At 33.9% G+C, this 20,223-nt stretch carries 23 protein-coding genes and 1 tRNA gene; 5 read left to right on the top strand and 19 right to left on the bottom strand.

Features of this window, described 5'->3' with window-relative positions:
* Nucleotides 1-40: 40 nt before the first annotated feature.
* Nucleotides 41-937: a polyprenyl synthetase family protein gene (locus PC_RS09575; RefSeq protein ID WP_044045290.1), complete on the bottom strand. Its 897-nt coding sequence runs from the start codon at nucleotides 935-937 to the stop codon at nucleotides 41-43.
* A 173-nt stretch (nucleotides 938-1,110) separates the two neighbouring features.
* On the bottom strand, nucleotides 1,111-1,791 hold the full coding sequence (locus PC_RS09580; protein WP_011176540.1) for an acyltransferase: 681 nt from the start codon (nucleotides 1,789-1,791) through the stop codon (nucleotides 1,111-1,113).
* 404 nt (nucleotides 1,792-2,195) lie between these two features.
* On the opposite strand from PC_RS09580, the gene PC_RS09585 reads away from it, so the two are divergent.
* The 4 genes from PC_RS09585 (at nucleotide 2,196) to PC_RS11620 (ending at nucleotide 5,110) form a co-directional block, all read left to right on the top strand.
* Entirely contained in the window at nucleotides 2,196-3,347 is a 1,152-nt protein-coding gene (locus tag PC_RS09585) for a class I SAM-dependent RNA methyltransferase family protein (protein ID WP_011176541.1), read from the top strand.
* A 118-nt stretch (nucleotides 3,348-3,465) separates the two neighbouring features.
* On the top strand, nucleotides 3,466-4,155 hold the full coding sequence (locus PC_RS09590; protein ID WP_011176542.1) for an MgtC/SapB family protein: 690 nt from the start codon (nucleotides 3,466-3,468) through the stop codon (nucleotides 4,153-4,155).
* A gap of 384 nt (nucleotides 4,156-4,539) precedes the next feature.
* On the top strand, nucleotides 4,540-4,698 hold the full coding sequence (locus PC_RS11885; protein ID WP_181679121.1) for a hypothetical protein: 159 nt from the start codon (nucleotides 4,540-4,542) through the stop codon (nucleotides 4,696-4,698).
* 268 nt (nucleotides 4,699-4,966) lie between these two features.
* Nucleotides 4,967-5,110, top strand: a complete 144-nt coding sequence (locus PC_RS11620) for an AlbA family DNA-binding domain-containing protein (protein ID WP_181679122.1) — start codon at nucleotides 4,967-4,969, stop codon at nucleotides 5,108-5,110.
* A gap of 294 nt (nucleotides 5,111-5,404) precedes the next feature.
* On the opposite strand, the gene PC_RS09595 is transcribed toward PC_RS11620, so the two are convergent.
* The 15 genes from PC_RS09595 to thrS form a co-directional block, all read right to left on the bottom strand.
* Entirely contained in the window at nucleotides 5,405-6,265 is an 861-nt protein-coding gene (locus PC_RS09595) for a nucleotidyl transferase AbiEii/AbiGii toxin family protein (protein ID WP_052278702.1), read from the bottom strand.
* On the bottom strand, nucleotides 6,262-6,855 hold the full coding sequence (locus PC_RS09600) for a type IV toxin-antitoxin system AbiEi family antitoxin domain-containing protein (protein ID WP_011176545.1): 594 nt from the start codon (nucleotides 6,853-6,855) through the stop codon (nucleotides 6,262-6,264). Before PC_RS09600 ends, PC_RS09595 begins: the two co-directional genes overlap by 4 nt.
* Before the next feature lie 55 nt (nucleotides 6,856-6,910).
* On the bottom strand, nucleotides 6,911-7,474 hold the full coding sequence (locus PC_RS09605) for a hypothetical protein (RefSeq protein ID WP_011176546.1): 564 nt from the start codon (nucleotides 7,472-7,474) through the stop codon (nucleotides 6,911-6,913).
* 31 nt (nucleotides 7,475-7,505) lie between these two features.
* Nucleotides 7,506-8,291: an HAD family hydrolase gene (locus tag PC_RS09610; RefSeq protein ID WP_011176547.1), complete on the bottom strand. Its 786-nt coding sequence runs from the start codon at nucleotides 8,289-8,291 to the stop codon at nucleotides 7,506-7,508.
* A 216-nt stretch (nucleotides 8,292-8,507) separates the two neighbouring features.
* On the bottom strand, nucleotides 8,508-9,080 hold the full coding sequence (locus tag PC_RS09620; RefSeq protein WP_338140396.1) for a DUF6829 domain-containing protein: 573 nt from the start codon (nucleotides 9,078-9,080) through the stop codon (nucleotides 8,508-8,510).
* Between the two features lie 38 nt (nucleotides 9,081-9,118).
* A complete protein-coding gene (locus PC_RS09625) occupies nucleotides 9,119-9,421 on the bottom strand; it encodes a hypothetical protein (protein ID WP_011176550.1) in 303 nt (100 codons plus the stop codon).
* A 156-nt stretch (nucleotides 9,422-9,577) separates the two neighbouring features.
* Nucleotides 9,578-9,652: transfer RNA gene (locus PC_RS09630), tRNA-Pro, on the bottom strand.
* A gap of 8 nt (nucleotides 9,653-9,660) precedes the next feature.
* Complete coding sequence (locus tag PC_RS09635; RefSeq protein ID WP_011176551.1) at nucleotides 9,661-9,909, bottom strand: hypothetical protein; 249 nt, start codon at nucleotides 9,907-9,909, stop codon at nucleotides 9,661-9,663.
* Between the two features lie 49 nt (nucleotides 9,910-9,958).
* Entirely contained in the window at nucleotides 9,959-10,558 is a 600-nt protein-coding gene (locus tag PC_RS09640) for a hypothetical protein (protein ID WP_011176552.1), read from the bottom strand.
* Nucleotides 10,559-11,732: 1,174 nt separating this feature from the next.
* Nucleotides 11,733-12,137 (bottom strand): hypothetical protein, encoded by a 405-nt coding sequence (locus PC_RS09645; RefSeq protein WP_044045292.1) that lies wholly within the window; start codon nucleotides 12,135-12,137, stop codon nucleotides 11,733-11,735.
* Nucleotides 12,138-12,385: 248 nt separating this feature from the next.
* A complete protein-coding gene (locus tag PC_RS09650; protein ID WP_039360988.1) occupies nucleotides 12,386-12,706 on the bottom strand; it encodes a hypothetical protein in 321 nt (106 codons plus the stop codon).
* A 114-nt stretch (nucleotides 12,707-12,820) separates the two neighbouring features.
* A complete protein-coding gene (ung, locus tag PC_RS09655; protein ID WP_011176555.1) occupies nucleotides 12,821-13,531 on the bottom strand; it encodes a uracil-DNA glycosylase in 711 nt (236 codons plus the stop codon).
* On the bottom strand, nucleotides 13,531-14,268 hold the full coding sequence (locus PC_RS09660; protein ID WP_011176556.1) for a CT583 family protein: 738 nt from the start codon (nucleotides 14,266-14,268) through the stop codon (nucleotides 13,531-13,533). The genes ung and PC_RS09660 overlap by 1 nt, the downstream gene beginning before the upstream one ends.
* A 65-nt stretch (nucleotides 14,269-14,333) precedes the next feature.
* Nucleotides 14,334-15,086, bottom strand: a complete 753-nt coding sequence (locus PC_RS09665; protein ID WP_011176557.1) for a ParA family protein — start codon at nucleotides 15,084-15,086, stop codon at nucleotides 14,334-14,336.
* 3 nt (nucleotides 15,087-15,089) lie between these two features.
* Nucleotides 15,090-17,021, bottom strand: a complete 1,932-nt coding sequence (thrS, locus tag PC_RS09670; protein ID WP_044045293.1) for a threonine--tRNA ligase — start codon at nucleotides 17,019-17,021, stop codon at nucleotides 15,090-15,092.
* Between the two features lie 593 nt (nucleotides 17,022-17,614).
* Between thrS and PC_RS11890 the strand changes: the two genes are divergently transcribed.
* Nucleotides 17,615-17,950 (top strand): Fic family protein, encoded by a 336-nt coding sequence (locus tag PC_RS11890; RefSeq protein ID WP_269474226.1) that lies wholly within the window; start codon nucleotides 17,615-17,617, stop codon nucleotides 17,948-17,950.
* Nucleotides 17,951-18,142: 192 nt separating this feature from the next.
* Here the strand turns inward: PC_RS11890 and PC_RS09680 are convergent, their stop codons facing one another.
* Nucleotides 18,143-19,360 (bottom strand): coiled-coil domain-containing protein, encoded by a 1,218-nt coding sequence (locus PC_RS09680; RefSeq protein ID WP_011176560.1) that lies wholly within the window; start codon nucleotides 19,358-19,360, stop codon nucleotides 18,143-18,145.
* Nucleotides 19,361-20,005: 645 nt separating this feature from the next.
* On the bottom strand, nucleotides 20,006-20,194 hold the full coding sequence (locus PC_RS09685) for an ankyrin repeat domain-containing protein (RefSeq protein WP_044045294.1): 189 nt from the start codon (nucleotides 20,192-20,194) through the stop codon (nucleotides 20,006-20,008).
* Nucleotides 20,195-20,223 lie beyond the last annotated feature (29 nt).

Here is a 20,223-nt window from a genome sequence, read left to right on the forward strand (position 1 = left end):
TCTTGCGAATCAGGTTATAATTCTCCCAATCTCACAAAGCTCAAGAAAGAAGTTGTACTTGCTCAATAAGAAGGCAAGTTAAAGCTTGAAGATCTTCTGATTGAAAATCAAGCGCAGTTAGTGTTTGATTAAATTGATGAATTTCGTCATGAAATAATTGAGTCGCAGCTGGTTTACCATAAACATTTGCAAAATTCATTGTGTGATCATGAAAGGAGTCTTGCTTCATGTCTCCCAAGTCATCGGCAATTTGGAAAGCCATTCCAAAGTGTCCTGCACATTTTTTCACGAGGGACAACTTTTCCAAAACCCCTCCTCCAAAAATCCACCCTAAGACAAAAGAAATTTCAAATAACGTAACCGTTTTCTTTTCAATCACTTCTTTTAAAGTCTTTAAAGAAAGATTAGGAGGATTTAAATCTAAATATTGTCCCCCCGTTGCCCCTAAAATTCCCGTATTTTGCGTTGCATTTTCTAAAGCCAATACACATAAACGCTCTTTTTGATTAACGTAGGGGTGTGCACTATCTTTCAAAATCGCGGTATTCCGAGCTAAGCAAGCGTAGCCAGCGGCAATCAAAGTATAGGTCGCCAAAAGAGAAGTCGATTCCCCAAAAATTTTATGTAAGGTAGGAGCATTTCGCCGTTCATCATCGTTATCCATACAAGGCAAATCATCTGCAATCAAAGACGCAGTATGAAAGTATTCTACACATAAAGCAGCCTGTGAAACATCGACTTGAAAACCAAGGGCTTTAGCAATCATCAAAACGAGAGCAGGTCTAAATCGTTTTCCACCATTTAGTAACGCATATTCACAAGCATCTCTTAATGATGTTTTATCACCCAAACAATCCATATTATTTTGGATAATTTGTTCAACATGAGACTTATAAGGTTCTAAAATTGAATGAAAAGACGGTTTGGTTGTTTGCATAAAAGCTCAAATAAAAAAAGTATTTTGAAGGAATTCTGGCCGCTATTATAAGCGATAAAGCATTAATTGAATAGCGATACATTTTCTCTACCGGTCAAGTTTTCTGAAAAAAAAAGTTGTACTGATAACGAATTTATTTCCCAAAATTCCAGGTGATTAAAACAGGTTTTAAATTAATAAGAAGAAATTCGAACTTGAGAGCCAGGTTTGACGATAGAACGATGAGGAATCCAACCGCCGATATTTAAACAAGGGTAAGCTCTAACGTCCATTCCAATCAAAGAACCAGGATTTGTGACTGTATTACAACCGATTTGACTTCTATCTCCAATAATCGCTCCAAATTTACGAAGCTGAGTATCGAAGTGCTGATGTTTATAAACAACAGAGACGGTTTGTTGATCTAATTTAAAGTTTGCACATTTCGTCCCTGCGCCTAAATTCACATCATGTCCTAAAATAGTATCTCCCACGTAAGCAAAGTGAGCTGCATGCGCACGATTTAGAAATAAGCTATTTTTGACCTCAGTATCATGCCCTATCACGCAATAATCTCCTGTAATGACATAGCCTCTAATATAAGCGCCATGGCGAATCACACAATGATTACCAATCCAACAAGGACCTTGAATATAGGCGCCAGGCTCCACAATTGATCCTTCTCCAATAGTAATTTCTTCTGGACGAATTAAATAGGCTTGAGGAGAAATAGAACCTAAGAGCACGCCTAATTTTAATTTCTTTAAATAAGAAGCTAATCGAGTTAAAATAATCCAAGGTGCCGGATCTTTTTCAAAAAGAGCGGTATGAGTGAAGGTAGAGAGATTGAAGAAATCAGAAGATTTAATATCCATAGAGTGACGATTGTTTCCAAAGCACAGTTAATAAGATTCTAAATCTTCTCATGAAGCAAATAAGATTTCCACAGCTTTCTCTAAAGAAGAATATATTATATATAAAGTTCTTCTTCTTCTTTAGAAGGTGTGGGAAAGTTGATAAGTAAGTGAATAATCGAGATAAATGCTCTGTTAATAATCTGTTTAAAACAAGTTGAAAAGTTAGGCTTTATTAACATAAAAAAAATCATCGACCTTTTATCAACGATGTTGCCAACATAAAAAGCGTACTTATGAACGCATTTTATTTGTGCAAAGATGGTATTTTTTCATTCCTCCTTTCGTAGATAAGGTCGGATGATAATGAAAGTTTTTAGTGTTTCTAATCATCAGTATAACTATTTATTTTAAAGAAAAAATTCATGTTATTTCCCATTTCCAAACAAGCACTTTCTTGCCCTCATTTTGATTCGTGTGCAGGGTGCTCTCATCAGCTTTTTGTTGAACCACCCATTTGGCGTGAAGTGATTGAAAATTTTAAAGAAACATTAAATCCTATTTTGCATCAAGGAACATTAACAGGTTGGAGATGTCGGGCGAAATTAGCTGTGAGAGGAACAAAACAAAATCCTATCATAGGATTATTTAAAAAAGGGTCTCACGAAGCGCTAAATATCCCATTTTGTTTAGTTCATCACCCTCGCATTAATCAAGCGGTTACTATGATTCAAAACTGGATGGAAAGACATCAATTAAATCCTTATCAAGAGCATTCACAAGCCGGAGATTTGCGCTACTTACAATTTGTTGTAGAGCGAGCAAGTGGAAAAGTTCAAATAGTGTTTGTTTTAAATTTTAAAGATTTTTCTTCGCCAGAATCCCAAATATGGCGCAAGCTTCTCCTAGAATTGGCTCAGGAAACGACAAATGCGTTTTGGCATTCTATTTGGGTAAATTTTAATCCCCATGCTACGAACACAATTTTTACAGACAAATGGGAGAAAGTGTGGGGTGAGCCTTATTTGTGGGAAAGTTTTGATGGTGTCAAAATTTGTTTTCAACCCTCTAATTTCGCTCAAGCTAACCTTGATCTTTTTGAAAAGCTGTTAAAAAAAGTAAAATCATGGGTTCGGGAGAAGGCTAAAGTTGTCGAGTTTTTTGCAGGAGTGGGAACAATTGGGTTGTCTGTTGCCGCAAAATGTTCTTGGATTAAATGTGAAGAAATCAATCCTCACTCCAAAGAGTGCTTTTACTACGCAAAGCAACAATTATCTAGTGAAATTAGCCAAAAAATTATGTTTTATACAGGATCTGCGGATGAAAATTTAAATCTACTACAAGGTGCTGATACTGTGATTGTAGACCCTCCAAGAAAAGGATTGAGTCGAAAGTTTATCGAAGGTTTAACGCAATCTTCTGTCGATCAATTGATCTATGTAAGTTGTGGATGGGATTCTTTTAAAAAAAATAAGGAGACACTTATTTCGCAAGGATGGAATCTAAAAAAATTAGAGGGGTATAGCCTTTTTCCTGGTAGCGAACATATTGAATTATTGACTCTTTTTGAGAGATGAGTTTTTTGAGATAAGCAAACATGGATTCAGTGAAATTTTAAAAAATTTATTAAATGTTGATTGAAATGACAACCAAAGTTTGATACAAATCGATAAAACGAATCAATTCATGGAAAAAATGGAAAATTTTGCGCCCATGCTTTCGCATGTTGAAATTTTATTACGTTTAATGTTAGCTGCAACAATGGGCGGTTTAATTGGCCTAGAACGAGAACGCACAAGCTGGTTTGCTGGACTCCGGACGCATATGTTAGTTTGTATGGGATCGAGTTTATTGATGATTGTGTCTCAATATGGATTTAATGATGTGTTAAGGTCGCAATTAATCGTTTTAGATCCCTCACGTGTGGCTGCTCAAGTCGTCAGTGGAATTGGATTTCTGGGTACTGGCACTATTTTATTTTGGAAAAATACGATTAAAGGATTAACGACTGCAGCTAGCTTATGGGCTGTTGCTGCGGTTGGCCTTTCTATTGGAGGAGGTCTTTATTTAGCCGCCATTTCCATGACGGTGATGATTTTTATTGTTTTAGCATGTGTTAAACCATTGGAAAACTATTTCTTTAAAAAAAAGTTTTTTAAAGAAATTCGATTTACAATGAAACCCACAGTTTCTATTTCATCTATTGAAGATGTTTTAATTAAAATGCAGTTGCGATTAGATTTAACTAATTTTCAAATTGAACCAGAAGGTGAAAAGGAGTTGGTTCGATTATATTTTAAATCTGTTTCTAATATTAATACTTTATCAGTTTTAAAAGCTCTAAAAGAACTTCCAGGTATCGAAACAATTGAAGCGATCGAATAAATTTGATCCTGTTTTTGACATGCTCTGTAAATTTATTTTATTTTCTCCAACGTGATCAATTGTTAAAATAAAGCTGGAAACAAATTTAAAATCTAAAGTTGAAGATGCTTCAATGTAAGAGACTTTAAGTAAGTTTTTAGTCGAGACTATAGTTTATATAGGACTATTCAGGAAATTGTTTCGTATTTGTTGTTCAACAATCTGATTTATTCAGTTTGACATTACTCCATAATTAGGTTCATTTTAAAATAAAAAAACGCACTATCTATGCGTTGATTGTTTTTAGCTCATAAGTCTTTCTAAATTCTTCCAGACAAAGATCATCTAGCGCTATGAAGACACTATTTATAATGGTTTTCTCTCCATTCTTAGGATTCATAATAATTGAACAATCAGCACCAACAATTTCAAGAAGATTGCCATCAATTCCCTAGTGAGGAACCTGCACAATATTGTACCACCAACCATCTTTCACATTCCGTTTTAGTTCGACACCAAGAGGGCCATAATCCCAAAAATTGCTTAATCCTCCATAAATTTTAGAAGATTAAAAAATAAAACCACTTCGCTTACACAGCGCAACCAGTTTTTCCATTTTCCCTACAGTTTTAATTTCAGCCCTATAAATTCCTTTCATTCTCAGAGATTTGAAATAATAATAAATACTGTACAGATGTTTAATTGAATCAAAATTTAATCAAAAACTTTTCCTTTTTTCACTCCATTTCTTAAATCAAATAACAAAATCCGGCCAAATCCGGCAAATGCGTTGCCGGATTTGGCATAATTTTAGAAAAATAAAGAAGGTTTTATGGATATTGAAATTCTTATTAAACAGCCTGAATCAAAGATATTAGAATTTAAAAGCGACCTTTCTTCCCTGACGTCTATTCTTAAAACTATCGTTGTTTTTGCTAATAAGGCATTCTCAATGAGAATGCCTTTAAGTGATTGATATAAAAGATTCTGGGTGAGAAGATTTGAACTTCCTATCCCTTGCACCCCGTGCAAGTTTTTTATTGTTTCATATCGTCTCATTTAGTCTCATACTATCTCATAAAAACATCTTCCACATCATATCTTGGAAGCTGATTTATAAGATTTATTGTCTTATCATGTTGCCATAATTTTTATGGAATTTCAAATGGTCTTATGATTTTTCATTTATTGAAGCTGATAGCCTTATACTTTTACCGGCTAAAGACAATGATGAATCGATACCAAAAGGTTCTTATGTCGTTCGATATTTTTAGATGAACTTGGTGTTCAATTTAAGCCACTGGTTAATTTTTGTTACGAGATCCGAAAACAATGACGGAAGACCTTCAACATTCTCTTCGCGTAAACTCTTTAAATACTCACTCCAAAAACTTTGCATACGGATAATTTCATCCTCTTGAAAAGAAATTGGTAAAAGTAACTCTGTTTCTCGATGTTTGAATACAATCCGAATGACATTCTCTAAACTCTTAAATGAGAGAAGTGCTGATGACAATATCATGGAGTAAATGTCGTGAAAGTCCTTCATACGACTATTGAAAGATCCCCGATGTATGATAGTCTCTAACTTTTCAGCAAAGATGAATTCTTTCGGATAGCAAGCCAATTCGACGCTGTCTTCAAAAAGATCACCCTTTGAGTAATTTGTGAGTCTAATTTTATATTCAATAGGTTCAACAATATCTCCAAAGCCAATATCTATTGCGACCTTAAATCGAGTACGCCCAAAATAAGCCATTATAGAAATTTCAACGCCTGGATACCCCATGTGAGGATGGGTTAATTCGCTAGCCTTAACTTCTTTAAAGATGAATCCATCATTGATATCAATCTCCGCAATTTCTTCAAAAACAACCCGCAAAGACAAAACTTGATTGCTGATTTTTTTAGCTAAAAAATCCAAATCGGTTGTTTCTCTTCCAATCTCTAGGTATCTAGACAGGAGGATGCCGCCTTTCAATACAAATTGATCGCGATATTTCGACCTAGCTAAGCGGACAAGGAAGCGTTCTAATGTCAGAGATTGCCAAAGATCTGCAGGATCTCGATTTTTTTCTTTTGCAATAGTTCTAAGTTTAGCTTTAAATGATTTTTCTAAGTCTGTTGTCATGTCGTACAAGATAAGATGTAAGGAGTGATATCCACCCGTAATTTTTTTGCGTAAGCGCCTAATTTTTTCAGATCTGCCTTATTGGCAGTATTTTTGAGATATCTTTGAAGAGCTTTGATAGCAATTTCTTTGCTAAGATAGCGAAAGGCATCGATGATGCAACGTTCTTGATCAAAAATTTTCACCTTATATTCCCCTAAAACAATTTCAGTTTTTCCAAGATTAGTATTACGCATTCTAATGACTTTTGTATTCGGTCTTTTAGGAGCATAAGATTCATGAGGAATAGCTATCCAAATTTCTCTCATTACTTGATCTGTTAATTCGTAATAGCAAAGAGCAGAGATCAAACAGATTACCCCTTTGGGAATACTTGCTGCTATTAACCCTAAGTTTTCCCATTGGAAGTCAACTTTAGGTTCATACTCAGTAAAGCGATACGTTCCAGGGTAAATCCTTTCAAGAATGCCTTTTTTGACTAAATAGGCGATAGCATGTCTTGGCACATTCCGATCAGCAGCTTGTTCGACTGTGAAGAAGGGAATGTACTGAAAAGACTTTAACTGTTCAGCGTATTTTGAATTTCTCATATCTTAATTCTACAAAATCTACCCAATTCTGTCAATCGGGAAGGTTTTGTAGAATTTAAGGAAAAAATCCAAGGGTTTGAGCATACTGCCACTTCTCATCCGACAAGCCAAATTCTAGTTTAAAATTACCTGGATTCTCGCATAGATTTTTAGGCCAGATTTTCATTTGCTCAGGCATACTAATTCGGGCTAGTGTTAGGTGTGGCCTATAGTCATTATCGCAAGCATTTAGAGGCTTCAAACCGAACTGCTCAAGCACTTCTAAAGCAGCATAATGCACTTTCATAATAGGAGAATTTTTATCTCCTCTTTTAACGGACAATTCTATCCAAGTAGTATTTGCGTAAAGACCAGCTCCTTCAACAAAAGCTACTCCAATAAATGGAGGGCTAAAAGGAATAATGGTTTCTTTGCTCATTTTTTCACACATTTTGGTCCAAACTTGATATGCGAGATCAGATGACTCACATTCAAACTGTACAACAGTAATGTGTGGAGAAGATGTTCCATCTCTTGCCAGCAAATAGTTGGGTTGATAGTCGCTATAAAGAGCTTGTGATACTTCTATATATTTTAGAGCCTGTTCTGCAGGCGGCGTTAGGACAATTGTATAGGGCATAGATTCCCTTCCCTGTAATTAAATGTTTAAATTATTGTTGGAAAATCTCAATGCTAGGCAATTCTTCGTAAGAGGGAAGCACTGCTGATGCCTTAGAGAAAACTTGATTAATGGTAAATTGTTTGGGTACAGCAATGACAGTCATCCCAGAGCCTGCTGCAGCATCTACACCGGCTGCGGTATCTTCAAAAACCAAACAAAGTTCTGGAAGTATATTCAACCTTTTAGCCGCTTCAATATAAATATAGGGCTTCGGTTTATTTTTACCTTCTTCATCAATATAGCCTTCTAGGTCATCAGAACCAGAAATTACCAAGTCAAAGGCATTATCTAAACCAATTTGTTGTAGATTAATCAAAATCTCTTCTTTTGGGGCTGAAGAGGCAAGACCTAGTTTTAATGCTAACCTTTCTTTATTTTCGGACAACGCTTTAGCAAAGTCCACCATCGGTTGAATTGCTTGAACTCCTTGTTTTTGAAGAGCCTTGTATTTGTCATTTTTCAAATCAATAATTTGTTTAGGCAGCTTTAATCGTTTTGACCGTTCTATCATTGCAAGAATATTTTTTGAGCTATGTCCGACAAGTGGCATGTACTCTTCAATAGAAAAATCAACATTGTAACTAGCTAATGCTTCTTGCCATGCTAAAAATTTCAAATATTCTGTATCAACTAAAACTCCATCACAATCAAAAATGACAACTCTTACTTTATGGTATAAATCTGTAGAAGCAGACAAAGATATAACTCCACAAGCGAAAAAAACTATAAATAACGTTATGCTATGTCTGATTTGATCGATCAATTTAAAATGCATACATTTCCCTCTTGATCGATATTGAACTCGTTAAGAAGAGCATATGGTCTCTCTTTTGCGATTCCTGCTGCTTTATTAAAATTCAAAGGGATCTTCGGATTAGCTTTATTTTCGAAAAGGGATTGCTTATGTTTTTCCAAAACTTTTGCAAGGAACGGGAGTCCCAAAATTACAGCTTTTGAAATTCTTTCTTCTCGAGTTATTCCTAACTGAGGGTTAAAGGAAATCAGCTCTAATTTTTAAATAGGTATTGTAAGCATCCACTTCTGTTTTCTTAGAGTCAGCCAGAACTTTGCAAGCACCCATAACAGATTGCATAGCTTGATGAAATGATTCAGTATAGACTAAAGAAGATCGATTATTTACATGGCCTAGAGCTCCAGCGACATCACAGGTATGCACAAAAAAGTCAAATGCGAAAGCTATAGGAAAGGAAGAGAGAAGGGAACTTTGTTTTAACTTAGAAAACATGCCAGGCCCTCCTTCAAGATGAGTCACATGACCATAATGAGCTAGATTAGCTGTTTGAAGGAGTAATTTTTTAGCTGACGGAGCCAATTCATCAAATGTTGGGCAATGGTTTGGATAACGCTCCAGAATCTGCATCGCTTCTCCATGGAAATCATCGTGATCAGGGGCATTAGCACCATAAGGATTAAAAATTTCTCTTGCCTTACCACTCTTGCCTATATCTCCCAGTACAAGAGAAGCTTCCATAGCTTGTATTATTTCCAATTCAGACATGCGGTATATTTTGATTTTATTAAATCGATTCCTTGTGCGTGCAATCTTTCGAAGCTTGTCCTTGAAAGTTTTGCATTACCTTGTTAATCTACCATGAATTCCTGATAAGCATTTTCGCTACCATCAAGGATCAATTGCAAACAGCGAATTGTCATAATCGTTCTGTCAAATTCAATAAATTTTTGACCAAAGAGTTGTTCTGAATAAGGACTATTTTCAGTCGCTTGCCCTTCTTCTGTTTTGCGTACTTCGCCATCTGCCAGCCAGAGAATTTCGGGATACTGTTGAATGCATTTTTTTACCCATTCTATACCTTTTACTTCAGAAAAGATGACTGGCTGGTATTGCTTAGATAAAGAAGGATCTTGAACTTCATAAGCATTCATGCCGAATGGTGTTGCTAAAAGAGAGCCTATTATGAGAAATATCTTTATTTTTTTTCATATTACGAGAAAAACTTTCGTGCATCATTCACCACCTAAGCCTAAATACACAAAAGGCATTCTCAATGAGAATGCCTTTAAGTGATTGATATAAAAGAATCTGGGTGAGAAGATTTGAACTTCCGACCCCTTGCACCCCATGCAAGTGCGCTAGCCAAGCTGCGCTACACCCAGATAAAAGATTATATTTTGATGAGACCTTCAAATTGGAGTTTAGTTTCGAACATTCTGACTGCTATACGTCCACATTCTTCGATAATTTTTTCTAAAGGATCTCCAGCATGTACATTAGCTTGACTAATATCTACACTAATAGAAGAGCTAAATGTCACTCCTCCTTTCATTCCTTTTACGCGGAAATTAGCGAACATACCATCTTTTTTCTTTGTAATGCTAATAAATCGAACAACATTATTTTCAGCTATATCCATGGTGATTTTAACCTATAAAATGGTCAATACTATAAATGGAATAATCATTCTAGTCAATCTTGATCAAATATTCGTTTGCATCACAGGCAAAAGCAGAAAAAATTTTGAGATAAGGGGCTGGAATTTTTTTAGGTTTATAGATGGCAATTAAATCCATATTATCATTGGTTTTTTGGTAAGTTAGCGAAGCAATCAAATGATGGTAGATAGGATCTACAATTTTAAATTGTTTATCTTTCGGATATAAAATTGCTATTGCTATAAGTTTTTTAGCTTCGTTATAAAAATTAAATTGGGCTGCTTCTTGAGTAAAAAACTTTCCTTCAATAAAACCAATGAGGCGATTATCAATATCAAATAAGTCGATAGCTGTACCCCAACTAAAAAAAGTTCCTAGACTAATGAGTCGGCAAATCCCCTTTGCTTCATATAATCCAAAACGATTATATAAGTCATATTCAGTAGTTAAATGAAAAACACTTTTTACAACAGTTCCAACAGGCTGTTTCTGCCAAGTCATGTCAAAAATTGTGGAAAAAGTGTGCTCTTCTCTGGAAACTTGATAATAAGATTCGCTTTCTAGACTATATATAGATTTGTATAAGCCTAATATCAAGATAGTGAATAGATAAATCCATTTATTTAACATATTATCTTTACAAAATAAAAATTATAATGATTTTTACTTTTGAGATTAACATTTTATATGAATAAAGAAAATTATTAAATTTATTTACAAATGGAGTATCAAATGAGAAAGGAATGCTAAGTTATAATATTTATTTTTGATGTTTAAGGACTTTATGTATAACAAAAGGCGCTAGTATATTCAATAAAGGTTTTGTCTTTGAGTTAGTTAGCACAAAATAATTAATTATTAAAACAGATCGTTCAGAAGCACTTTATGATTGTTACAGGTAAAATTTTAGCTAATTTAGTGATAGGCGTAATTCTTTTTAGAAAGGAAAAAATTTCTCAGTTTGTTCAAAGTTAAGTAAAGAGATAAGAGTATTAAAAAAGCTTGATATGAAGAAGAAATTTCGCCAACTCGTTCGAATCCTATAAAATTGATAAAGTAGCATGCGCGTCAGCTAAAAAGCAGTAATATTTTTCATGCAAGAGCAAGAAATTTGGAAAATTCCATTGGCAAACTTCCCATGTAGTTGTTTTATCCTTAAAATAAATTTTGGATTATGAAATACCTGTTGTCTCACATGGTTACTAGACTTGGTCCATTAGAAGCACTCATGCTAACTTTTAAAGTTTTTTGTAGCCTTGACCTAACATCCCCTTTTTTCCGATTAATTAATTTTTCAATTCCTTTTAATTAGACTAAATAAGAGAAAAAGATATTTTTAATTCTTTTTTTTAATAGGTCAAGGATTTGGATGTTATTAGTTCATTTTGTGACAATTTCTGTAGCAAATTGCTCTATTTAAAAGGAGTTAATTTCTTTATCAGGCAAAATCCCTAGATTTTAAAATTATTAGGTTGGCTACACATTATTGCTTTTTAGTCAGGTAATCATTTGTCAAATAGCCTATCTTCTGCTTTGCCTAGTAAGGTTTAAAGTCATTCCATTTCAGGTTTTTGCAAGCTAAACGTCGCTATGCAATTGTAGGAGTTTTTATTATTGCCGCTTTATTAATTTTGATATTTTAACTCAATTGCTATTGGTTATCCTTTAATAGGATCAAATGAATTTGCGATTTTTAGTAGAAAACGGCGTTACTTATAAACTTAACTGTAGTAAATATTCACATTTAAAATTAAGTTCCTCAATTTAAAAAATAGAATAATAAATTTTGCAGACTGATTTTTAATTATTTAACTCTTATATAAATCAAATCATGTTTATCATGCTCATCTAAATAAAAGCGCCATTTTTCAGCAATCGCATTGAATTCTTCTAATAAGTTTTTTAGTTCTTCCAGATTAAGAATATTTGCATGCCCTAAATAATGGAGATAAATTTGATAGCGTTGTTCATCAATAAACAAATATGTGTATATAGAAGAAAGGTGGGAAAATGGGGATTTATGAGATAAACAATCCCTTACACTAGAAGGAATGTAATTGCCCCCATGATAAACAGAGGAAGATAAGGATAATTTAGAATCGTTGTCTAAAAAACGTATATTAATATCCGATCCTTCGACTGGGATCTGGATTCCACTTCCTTCGGCCAATTGATGCAATATTTTTTGAATATCTTTTTCAATTAACATTTCCCACCTAAGAGTTATTTATTTTCCTTCGGTCACTCCAATTTTAAACTACCTATATATTAAAAATATAAACTAAATTTACTGGTTAGCCAACAAACGGTATAACTATATTATAAATTTAATTTTATTAATTAGTAATTAAATGTTTCAGTTTTTGAAAATTTAATGAAAAATAAATAAATGTAAACTCAATGCCAAAAAAATGACAAAATTTGGAATTAAAAATTTAAAAAATAATAACAGAAATTTTAGGAATCTTTACTAGAAGACGAGAAATAGCTTTTTGCAGCTTGAAGTATTTGTTCATGCATTTTTTTCCAGGCTGCGTAAGACAATTCCGCTTCTTGCATAACTTTTTGAAGTTCAATTTCCTTAGTTTGGGCAAAAGAGGGTTGTTTAGTAAGAGTAGAGGAAAAATAAGCATAAATAGGGCTATAATTTTTAGATTTTTCTTCTTTTGAAGTGACACCAGGAAGTTGAATTTGGAGATTGCGATCAATAAAAGGACGGGTTTGCCCTTCAATTTTATATGGAAAGAATTTTTCTCTGCAAAATTCTGAATATGCCATGATAACCTCCAAAGTACACTTTTTTTCTTTTTAGGTACTCAAGAGTTTCAAGGCAAGCTTATTTTTTCTTTTTTTAATTTTGTCGAATGGAAGTATAGGTATTTATTTTTCATTCTAATTATCAAGACTCCAATCAATAGGGCATTTGCCTTGCTGTTCGAGTAAAGCATTAATTTTAGAAAAATGACGACAACCGAAAAAACCATTGGCAGCTGAATAGGGAGAAGGATGTGCAGCAGTGAGAATATAATGACGCTTAATATTGACAGATTCTTTTAAAAAACGACATTTATCTTGAGCGGATTTTCCCCATAGAACAAAAATAATAGGATCTTGGCGTTCGATAAGTTGAAGAATAGCTGCATCAGTAAATCGCTCCCATCCTCTGCCATGATGAGACAAGGGCTCACTTTTTTTAACGGTTAAAGTGGCATTGAGAAGTAAAACGCCTTGTTTAGCCCACTTTAACAAACAACCATGGGAAGGAATTGGTAAGAGAATGTCAGTTTGTAATTCTTTAAAAATATTTTGCAAAGAAGGGGGTGGCCTTATTCCCTTAGGGACACTAAAGCTAAGTCCATGGGCTTGCCCTGGGCCATGATAAGGATCTTGACCCATAATAACTACCTGTACTTTTTCATAAGGAGTATTATAAAATGCATTAAAAATTAAATCATGCGGAGGATAAATTGGGCTTGGAGAGGAGGTGTATTCATTTTCAATAAAGGTTGCTAAATTAAAAATATAAGGTTGCTCAAGCTCTTGTTTGAGAACTTTTTGCCAACTTGGTTCTAAAATAAAAGGAGTGTAGTTCTTATCTAACATTAATAACCTATAAGATTTTGCATCTGCTCAAGTAAGTGATGAATTTGTTTCTTTTGAGCAGAAGTAAAGTTAGGAGAATTCTTCTTAATTTGATTATAAAGGCGGTCCAGATTTTGAATGAAGCCTTTTCCAACTTTTTTTTGACGTTTATCTTGATTGTCCAAAGGAAAAGTTTGTCGAATTAAAGTTAAAACTTCGGCTTTTGTTTCCCCTTTGTAGTTTTCTACAATGATTTGTTTTTTCTCTAAGCTTCCAGAGCGGGTTGCCAATACATAAACAGCTTGGCGTGGCATCCATTCAATTTGAGGCCGAAGAGGTTTTGGCATAGACTCATAAAATTCATAATATTGCATGAGGTTGTAGGGTGTTTGACGGTTGCCGTAAGCAGCTATCAACCAAGCCGTAAATGCTCCATCACGATAACGGGTGAGTACTTGATGCGCTTTTTTAATTCTCTCTCCATGTAAAATAGCAGCTTGATTGTTGATAGCTTTGACTTCTGAAGTAAGAGAGATTAATGTTTGTAAATCATTATTAATATCGTCGCTTTCTGTGGCATAAGATTTTAATAACAACTCCAAACTTATTTTTTCTTTATCACTTAATTCAGTCACACTAAAGATTCCTGAAAAGCTCGTTAAATTTCCTGTTGCAGATTGTTTGGCCATTTCTGCCATTTTCGAACTATGAGAAGATTTTTTTGCTCGTTCAGAGAGAATGGAATTGACATTGGCCATTATGACAACCTTATGATTAAATGATAAAAATTCTTATGTAAAGCCGATTTACATGAGAAAATAATTTAAAGCCTTTTTAAAATTTCTTTCGTAACAGCTAGATAATCTTCAGCAGCTCGACCTTCAGGGTCGGTTTCAAAAACAGGTTTACCAAAAATAGATGCTTCTGAAACAGAGATATCTCGTCTAATTTTATTTTGTAGTATCTTTTTAGGAAAAGCGCGTTCTATTACTTCTAAAAAGGCCTGATTACTTTTTCCTCTTGCGTTCCAAAATGATAAAATTACCCCTAAAATGTTTAGAGGATGGCGTTGACTAATACTGTCCATAAATTGACTTAATCGTTCAAGGCCTTTGACACTATAAAACTCTGGTGTAATGCAAACGAGTGTGTGTTGAGCAGCAATGAGAGCAGATTCGGTCAACCAGCAAAGTGAAGGTGGAGTATCAATAATAATGTAATCATATTTAAGAGGAGCAATAAGGTCTCGCAATTTTTCGTGAGAATAACGATCAGAAGCTAGTTGCCCTGTTACTTCAACTCTTTCTAGCCATGTGTCAGCAGGAATTAAGTCTAAATTTGGGAAAAGAGTTTTTCTAATGACTTCTGAAATTGTTTTATTACCTAGTAAAACTGGAGCTAAACTATCATTTTCATCAGGATCAAATCCTAAGCCTGTCGATAAATTAGCTTGAGCATCAAAGTCAATAAGTAATACTTTTTTCTTATGAAACTTTGCCAAAGCAGCCCCTATGTGTAAAGCTGTCGATGTTTTGGCCGTTCCTCCTTTAAAACTGCTAATCGCAATTGTCTTCATTTTTTAATTCCTTTCTGCTGAAGCGTAAGGAGAATGGGATTGACGTTGTTGTTTTTCAATTTCTAACTTTTGTATAAATTCATCAATTTGAATTTCACCATGGACGACATTATCCCGAGTTCTTAAATTAGCCGTTTTGTGTTCAACTTCTTGGTCCCCGATCGTTAAAATATAGTTAAATTGAGCCAGTTGCGCATTACGAACTTTTTTGCTGACAGATTCTTGGGTGCTATCCACGTCAACATGAAAACCTGCATTTTTAAAACGTTTAGCAAGTTCTCTTGCATAAGGTTCGTGGCGATCAGCGACCGTAATGAATCGGATTTGTGAAGGGCTTAACCAAAGAGGAAATTTACCTACATAATGTTCGATTAAAATACCAAAAAAACGTTCGATTGAGCCAAATATTGCGCGGTGAATCATAACAGGGCGCTGGCGAGTTCCATCCGAAAAAGTGTATTCGAGTTCAAATTTTTCAGGTAGAGCCATATCTAGCTGAATAGTTCCACATTGCCAACTACGATTGATTGCGTCACGAATATGAAAGTCAATTTTAGGTCCATAAAAGGCCCCATCTCCTTCATTAATGCGATATTCTTTTCCCATTTCATCTAGAGCGCCTTTTAGCCCTGCTGTCGCTACTTCCCATTCATGATCAGTACCAATAGTGTTTTTTTCAGGACGAGTCGATAATTCTAAGCGATAAGAAAGACCAAATGTAGAATAGATTTCATCTGCAAGAGCCAGTACTCCTAAAATTTCTTGTTGGATATCGGACGGTTTCATAAAAATGTGAGCATCATCTTGGTGAAAGCTACGTACTCTAAATAATCCTGATAAAGATCCTGAGGGTTCATAGCGATGAACATTTCCGATTTCAGCTATCCTTAAAGGTAGTTCACGATAACTATGCGTATGGCTTTTATAATAAAGCATACAACCTGGACAATTCATTGGTTTAATGGCAAAATCACGATCTTCAATTTGTGAGATAAACATATTTTGACGATAATTACCCCAATGACCAGAAATTTCCCACAACTCTTTTGTCATCATTGTTGGTGTTTTGATCTCAATATAATCGTGGCGGCTGAGACATTCTCTAATGTAAGCAACCAATTGATTCCAAACAATTAAACCTTTAGGGTGGATAAAAGGCATTCCAGGAGCCTCTTCTTTTAAGGAAAATAAATCTAATTTCGCCCCTAATAATTTGTGATCACGTTTTTTAGCTTCTTCTAATTGATGTAAATAATCTTTTAAAAGTTTTCGATCCGGAAAAGAAATGGCGTAAATGCGCGTAAGCATTTCTTTATTAGAATCTCCTCTCCAATAAGCTCCAGCTGTTTTCATTAATTTTAGAGCTTTTATTTTTCCTAAATTAAAGAGATGGGGGCCTCGACAAAGATCATAAAACTCGCCTTGCCGATAACCTGTTAATGTGCTTTCGTCTTCAAAACTGTTAATCAATTCACACTTATAAGGATTATTCTGAAATTGTTTTAATGCATCGGATTTTGTTGAAATAACTTCTCGTTTGATTTGAAAATTTTCAGAAATAATAGCCTGCATTTCTTTTTCAATTTTTTCAAAATCGGCATCAGAAATGGTCAAATTGGCAAAATCGTAGTAAAAACCATTTTCAATAGGGGGTCCAATAGTTGGCTGTGCATCTGGCCATAAACGTAAAATAGCTTGTGCGAGAACATGAGCAGAAGTGTGCCAAAAAATTTCTTTTCCTTCAGGATCGTTAAAACCCCATAAAATAACCTGATCCCCTTCTTGTAAAGGATAAGAAAGATCAACTGTTTTTCCATTGATAGAAGCTCCTAAAGCTTCATGTGGCCCTTTCAAATTCAATTTATCTGCTAGATCTTTAGCGGTGCTTCCAGAGGGCATTTCATAAGATGATTGATCTTTCAATTTAATAAACATGGATTTGTTATTCCTTATCACTTTGATTTTACCAAATTTCAGAAATCAATTTTTAACTTTCTGATGACTTCTTATTTACAAGTTTATTTCGGTATTTCGTATAAAAAGGAGTTTACATGAAGAAGGAAAAAAAATGAAGTTTGTAAACAACCATTGACATTACCCCTCCAAAAAATGTCCAACAGAAAGTAGAAAATCAGGCTATCTTCTAAAAAAAGGAAAACAACATGAAGAAAAGATTTACAGAAGAACAAATCATTGAAATCTTAAAAGAAGTTGACTCTTAAATACCCCTGGCAAAATTTTGTCGTAAAAGTGTCGTAAAAACAAAAATTCACTATTTCTATTGCATCTACACTTACGGCCATTGGACGAACAAGAAGATTTTTAGAAGCACATCACACCACCCATATAAAGGGTACAAGGGTACACATTTAAGCCTTGACCAGTCCGAAAGACTTATAACCGGCGAAAAAATATCAGATGTTGACTTTGAGGATGTCAAAGAACTGCTAAATTATAGAAAAGCCTTCGATTTCGTCGCAGATTATGTCTTTTCACAAGGACTTATAACAGAAGGTCTAATTAGAGAGATTCATAGACGTCTTGTCGAAGACGTAAGAAGAAATAGCGCTCAGCCAGGGCAATATAGAGTCATTCAAAATTATGTTGCTAATTCTAAAACAAAAGAAATTATTTACACACCACCGGCAGCTTATGAAGTCCTCATGTTTATGGCCGAATTGGTGGACTGGCTACAAAATGAACAAACCATCCCTCCAGTACTTTTAGCAGGGATTGCACAGTTTCAACTCGTTCATATACACCCGTTTTTAGATGGAAATGGCCGAACACCTCGGATATTGTCTACGCTATGTCTCTATCGATCGGGTTACGACTTCAAGAAACTTTTTACTATTAGTGAATAATACGTCCGAAAAGGATGGTCTAGTTCTTCTTGCATACGATCAACAAGTGTTTGAAGGGAAGTGTTAACTTGCTTATTTTCAATAGATTAAGAAGGTGAAATAGTATGCTCTATGGTATAAAAAGATATAATAAATGTTATACACAGGTTAAATTTTTTTTAACCTGTGTATTAGTCAAAAAAAGCTATTTAATTAGCTTCTATCACAATGCATCTTATATAACACAATGCATAACGAGGGCAAATAATCGATCGAATCTTTCCCAAAAACAAATCTTGCCATGTCCAGACATCTAGAAATATGATTCATTAGATCTAGTAAATTACTTTCTAAATTACGCCGTTCGTCCTCATTCAACTCAAGCACTGTTTTATAGTCTTTAACCCAATTTTGAAGTTCAAGTTCATTTAAAGCATTTAAATTTATTAGGCTAAGTTCCGTAGTAAACTTTTTAATTTCTTCTTTGGATTTAATTGTGAATTGAATCCTGTCGCTCAATTTTTGTAATTCTTCTCGAAATATAAGTTTACTGTCATTTTTTCTTAATTTATTTCCAAGGTCTTGGTAAGCTGTTTTTTGTCTTGCTATTGTTTGCTGGGATTGATTTAGCTCATGTCGAGTTTGGTCTAATCTTTGTGCTATTTGAGCACATGCTACTTCTTTTTCAGCCAATCTTTGTTTTGCTTGATCGCGATCTTTTCTAATTAAAATACCTTCCTGAGTAAGATTTTCACATTTAAGCTTTTCATTAGCAATTATTCTTGTTTTTTCAGAAATCTCTGAATTACTACTTCTTTCCAACTCAGAATAGCGACTTTGTGCTTCACTTAAATCTTTTTTGAGTTTTTCTATTTCTTCTTGCTGTGTTTTCTTTTGATTTTCAAGTTCAGTTTTTTCTTTGTGTAAATCTTCTAATGTCGTATTTAAACTCTTTCTTTCATTAACAAGTTCGGCATTTTCATTGATAAGTCTTGTATTTTTTTCAGAAAGTTCTTGTTTTTCTTTTTCATATTTTTCAAGCGTTTCTTGAATTTCTGCTATTTGCTTGACTTTTTCATTTAACGTTTCTTGAGTATTTTTCAAATTTCTTTGAACTGTTTGAAATTCTTTTTGAAGCAGACTTATTTGCTGCTCTTGGTTAAGCATTGTCTCTTTAAATTTAACATTATCCTGATTAAGAACCGTGATTCTTTGAGTAAGATCAACATTATTTTTTTTAAGTTCAATATTATCTTGCTGTAGACTACGGACCTGGTCAGTAACTATTAAAATTTCCTTAGAAACGGTTTCGACTCTTTTTATTAATTCTTTATTTTTTGCTTCTGCTGCATGGGTACTAACTGCTACAGCTTCTTTAACTAAACTTCTTATTTCTTCTATTGAAAAAACATCAAAAGATTGGATTTCCATAATATCACCTCTTGAAAATGTTTGAATTCAAATTAAAAAATTTATATTTTATAAATATCTTACTATTTTTATGTTAAAAGGTATTGATATAATCCATATAAAATATTTTTAACCTTTTTAATCAACTAATTTTGTTCTTTAAATTATTCATCTATCTATGTTCATATATTTAAGTAACTTATTTTCTAATCTTTAATTCAATAATTTATTTTTATATTTTCGACACTGAAATAAGGCTAAATCAATAAGGATATTGCTTTTCATATCGATAAAATTTAAATGGTTATTATATTATTAAGTGATATAAGAGATTTTTTATTTATTAAATAAAAAGAGAAATAAGAAGCATTTATCGATCAACAGATTTATTCCGCAAAGAATCAATAAATGACTAGACGTATGTCACTTTTAAAGTAGGTTTGCTAGCAAATGGCTGTAGCTAAGCTGGCTTTTTTAGCAGCTGTAATAGTATTATTTATTGTTATGAGCTGAAGTTCGAAAGGGCTATTAAGAAGTAATTGGAAAGAATTAAAATCTTTATTCTTGATGAATAAATATAATAAAAGCTGTCTAAGTTTATCGAAATGAGGCCCCCTCTTCACTTAAAATTTTTGATGTCTGGGCCAAATTTATTTGCGCTCCACGCTAAGCCAAGAGCTTAGCACTCTCATAATAACCTGACTCCACAGCAATATGCAAAGGCGTATGACCTTGATTATTTTGGGCATGAAGATCAATTTTTTTTTGCGAAAGTAAAAGTTCCATAATTTCCAGATGCAGATTTTTGGTGGCAACATGCAAGCTAGTAATTTCATCCTCATGCTTTGCATTCACTTTATGGGGGGATTTGTGTTAAACTCAAG

It is taken from the genome of Candidatus Protochlamydia amoebophila UWE25, assembly GCF_000011565.2.
Lineage (GTDB): Bacteria > Chlamydiota > Chlamydiia > Chlamydiales > Parachlamydiaceae > Protochlamydia > Protochlamydia amoebophila.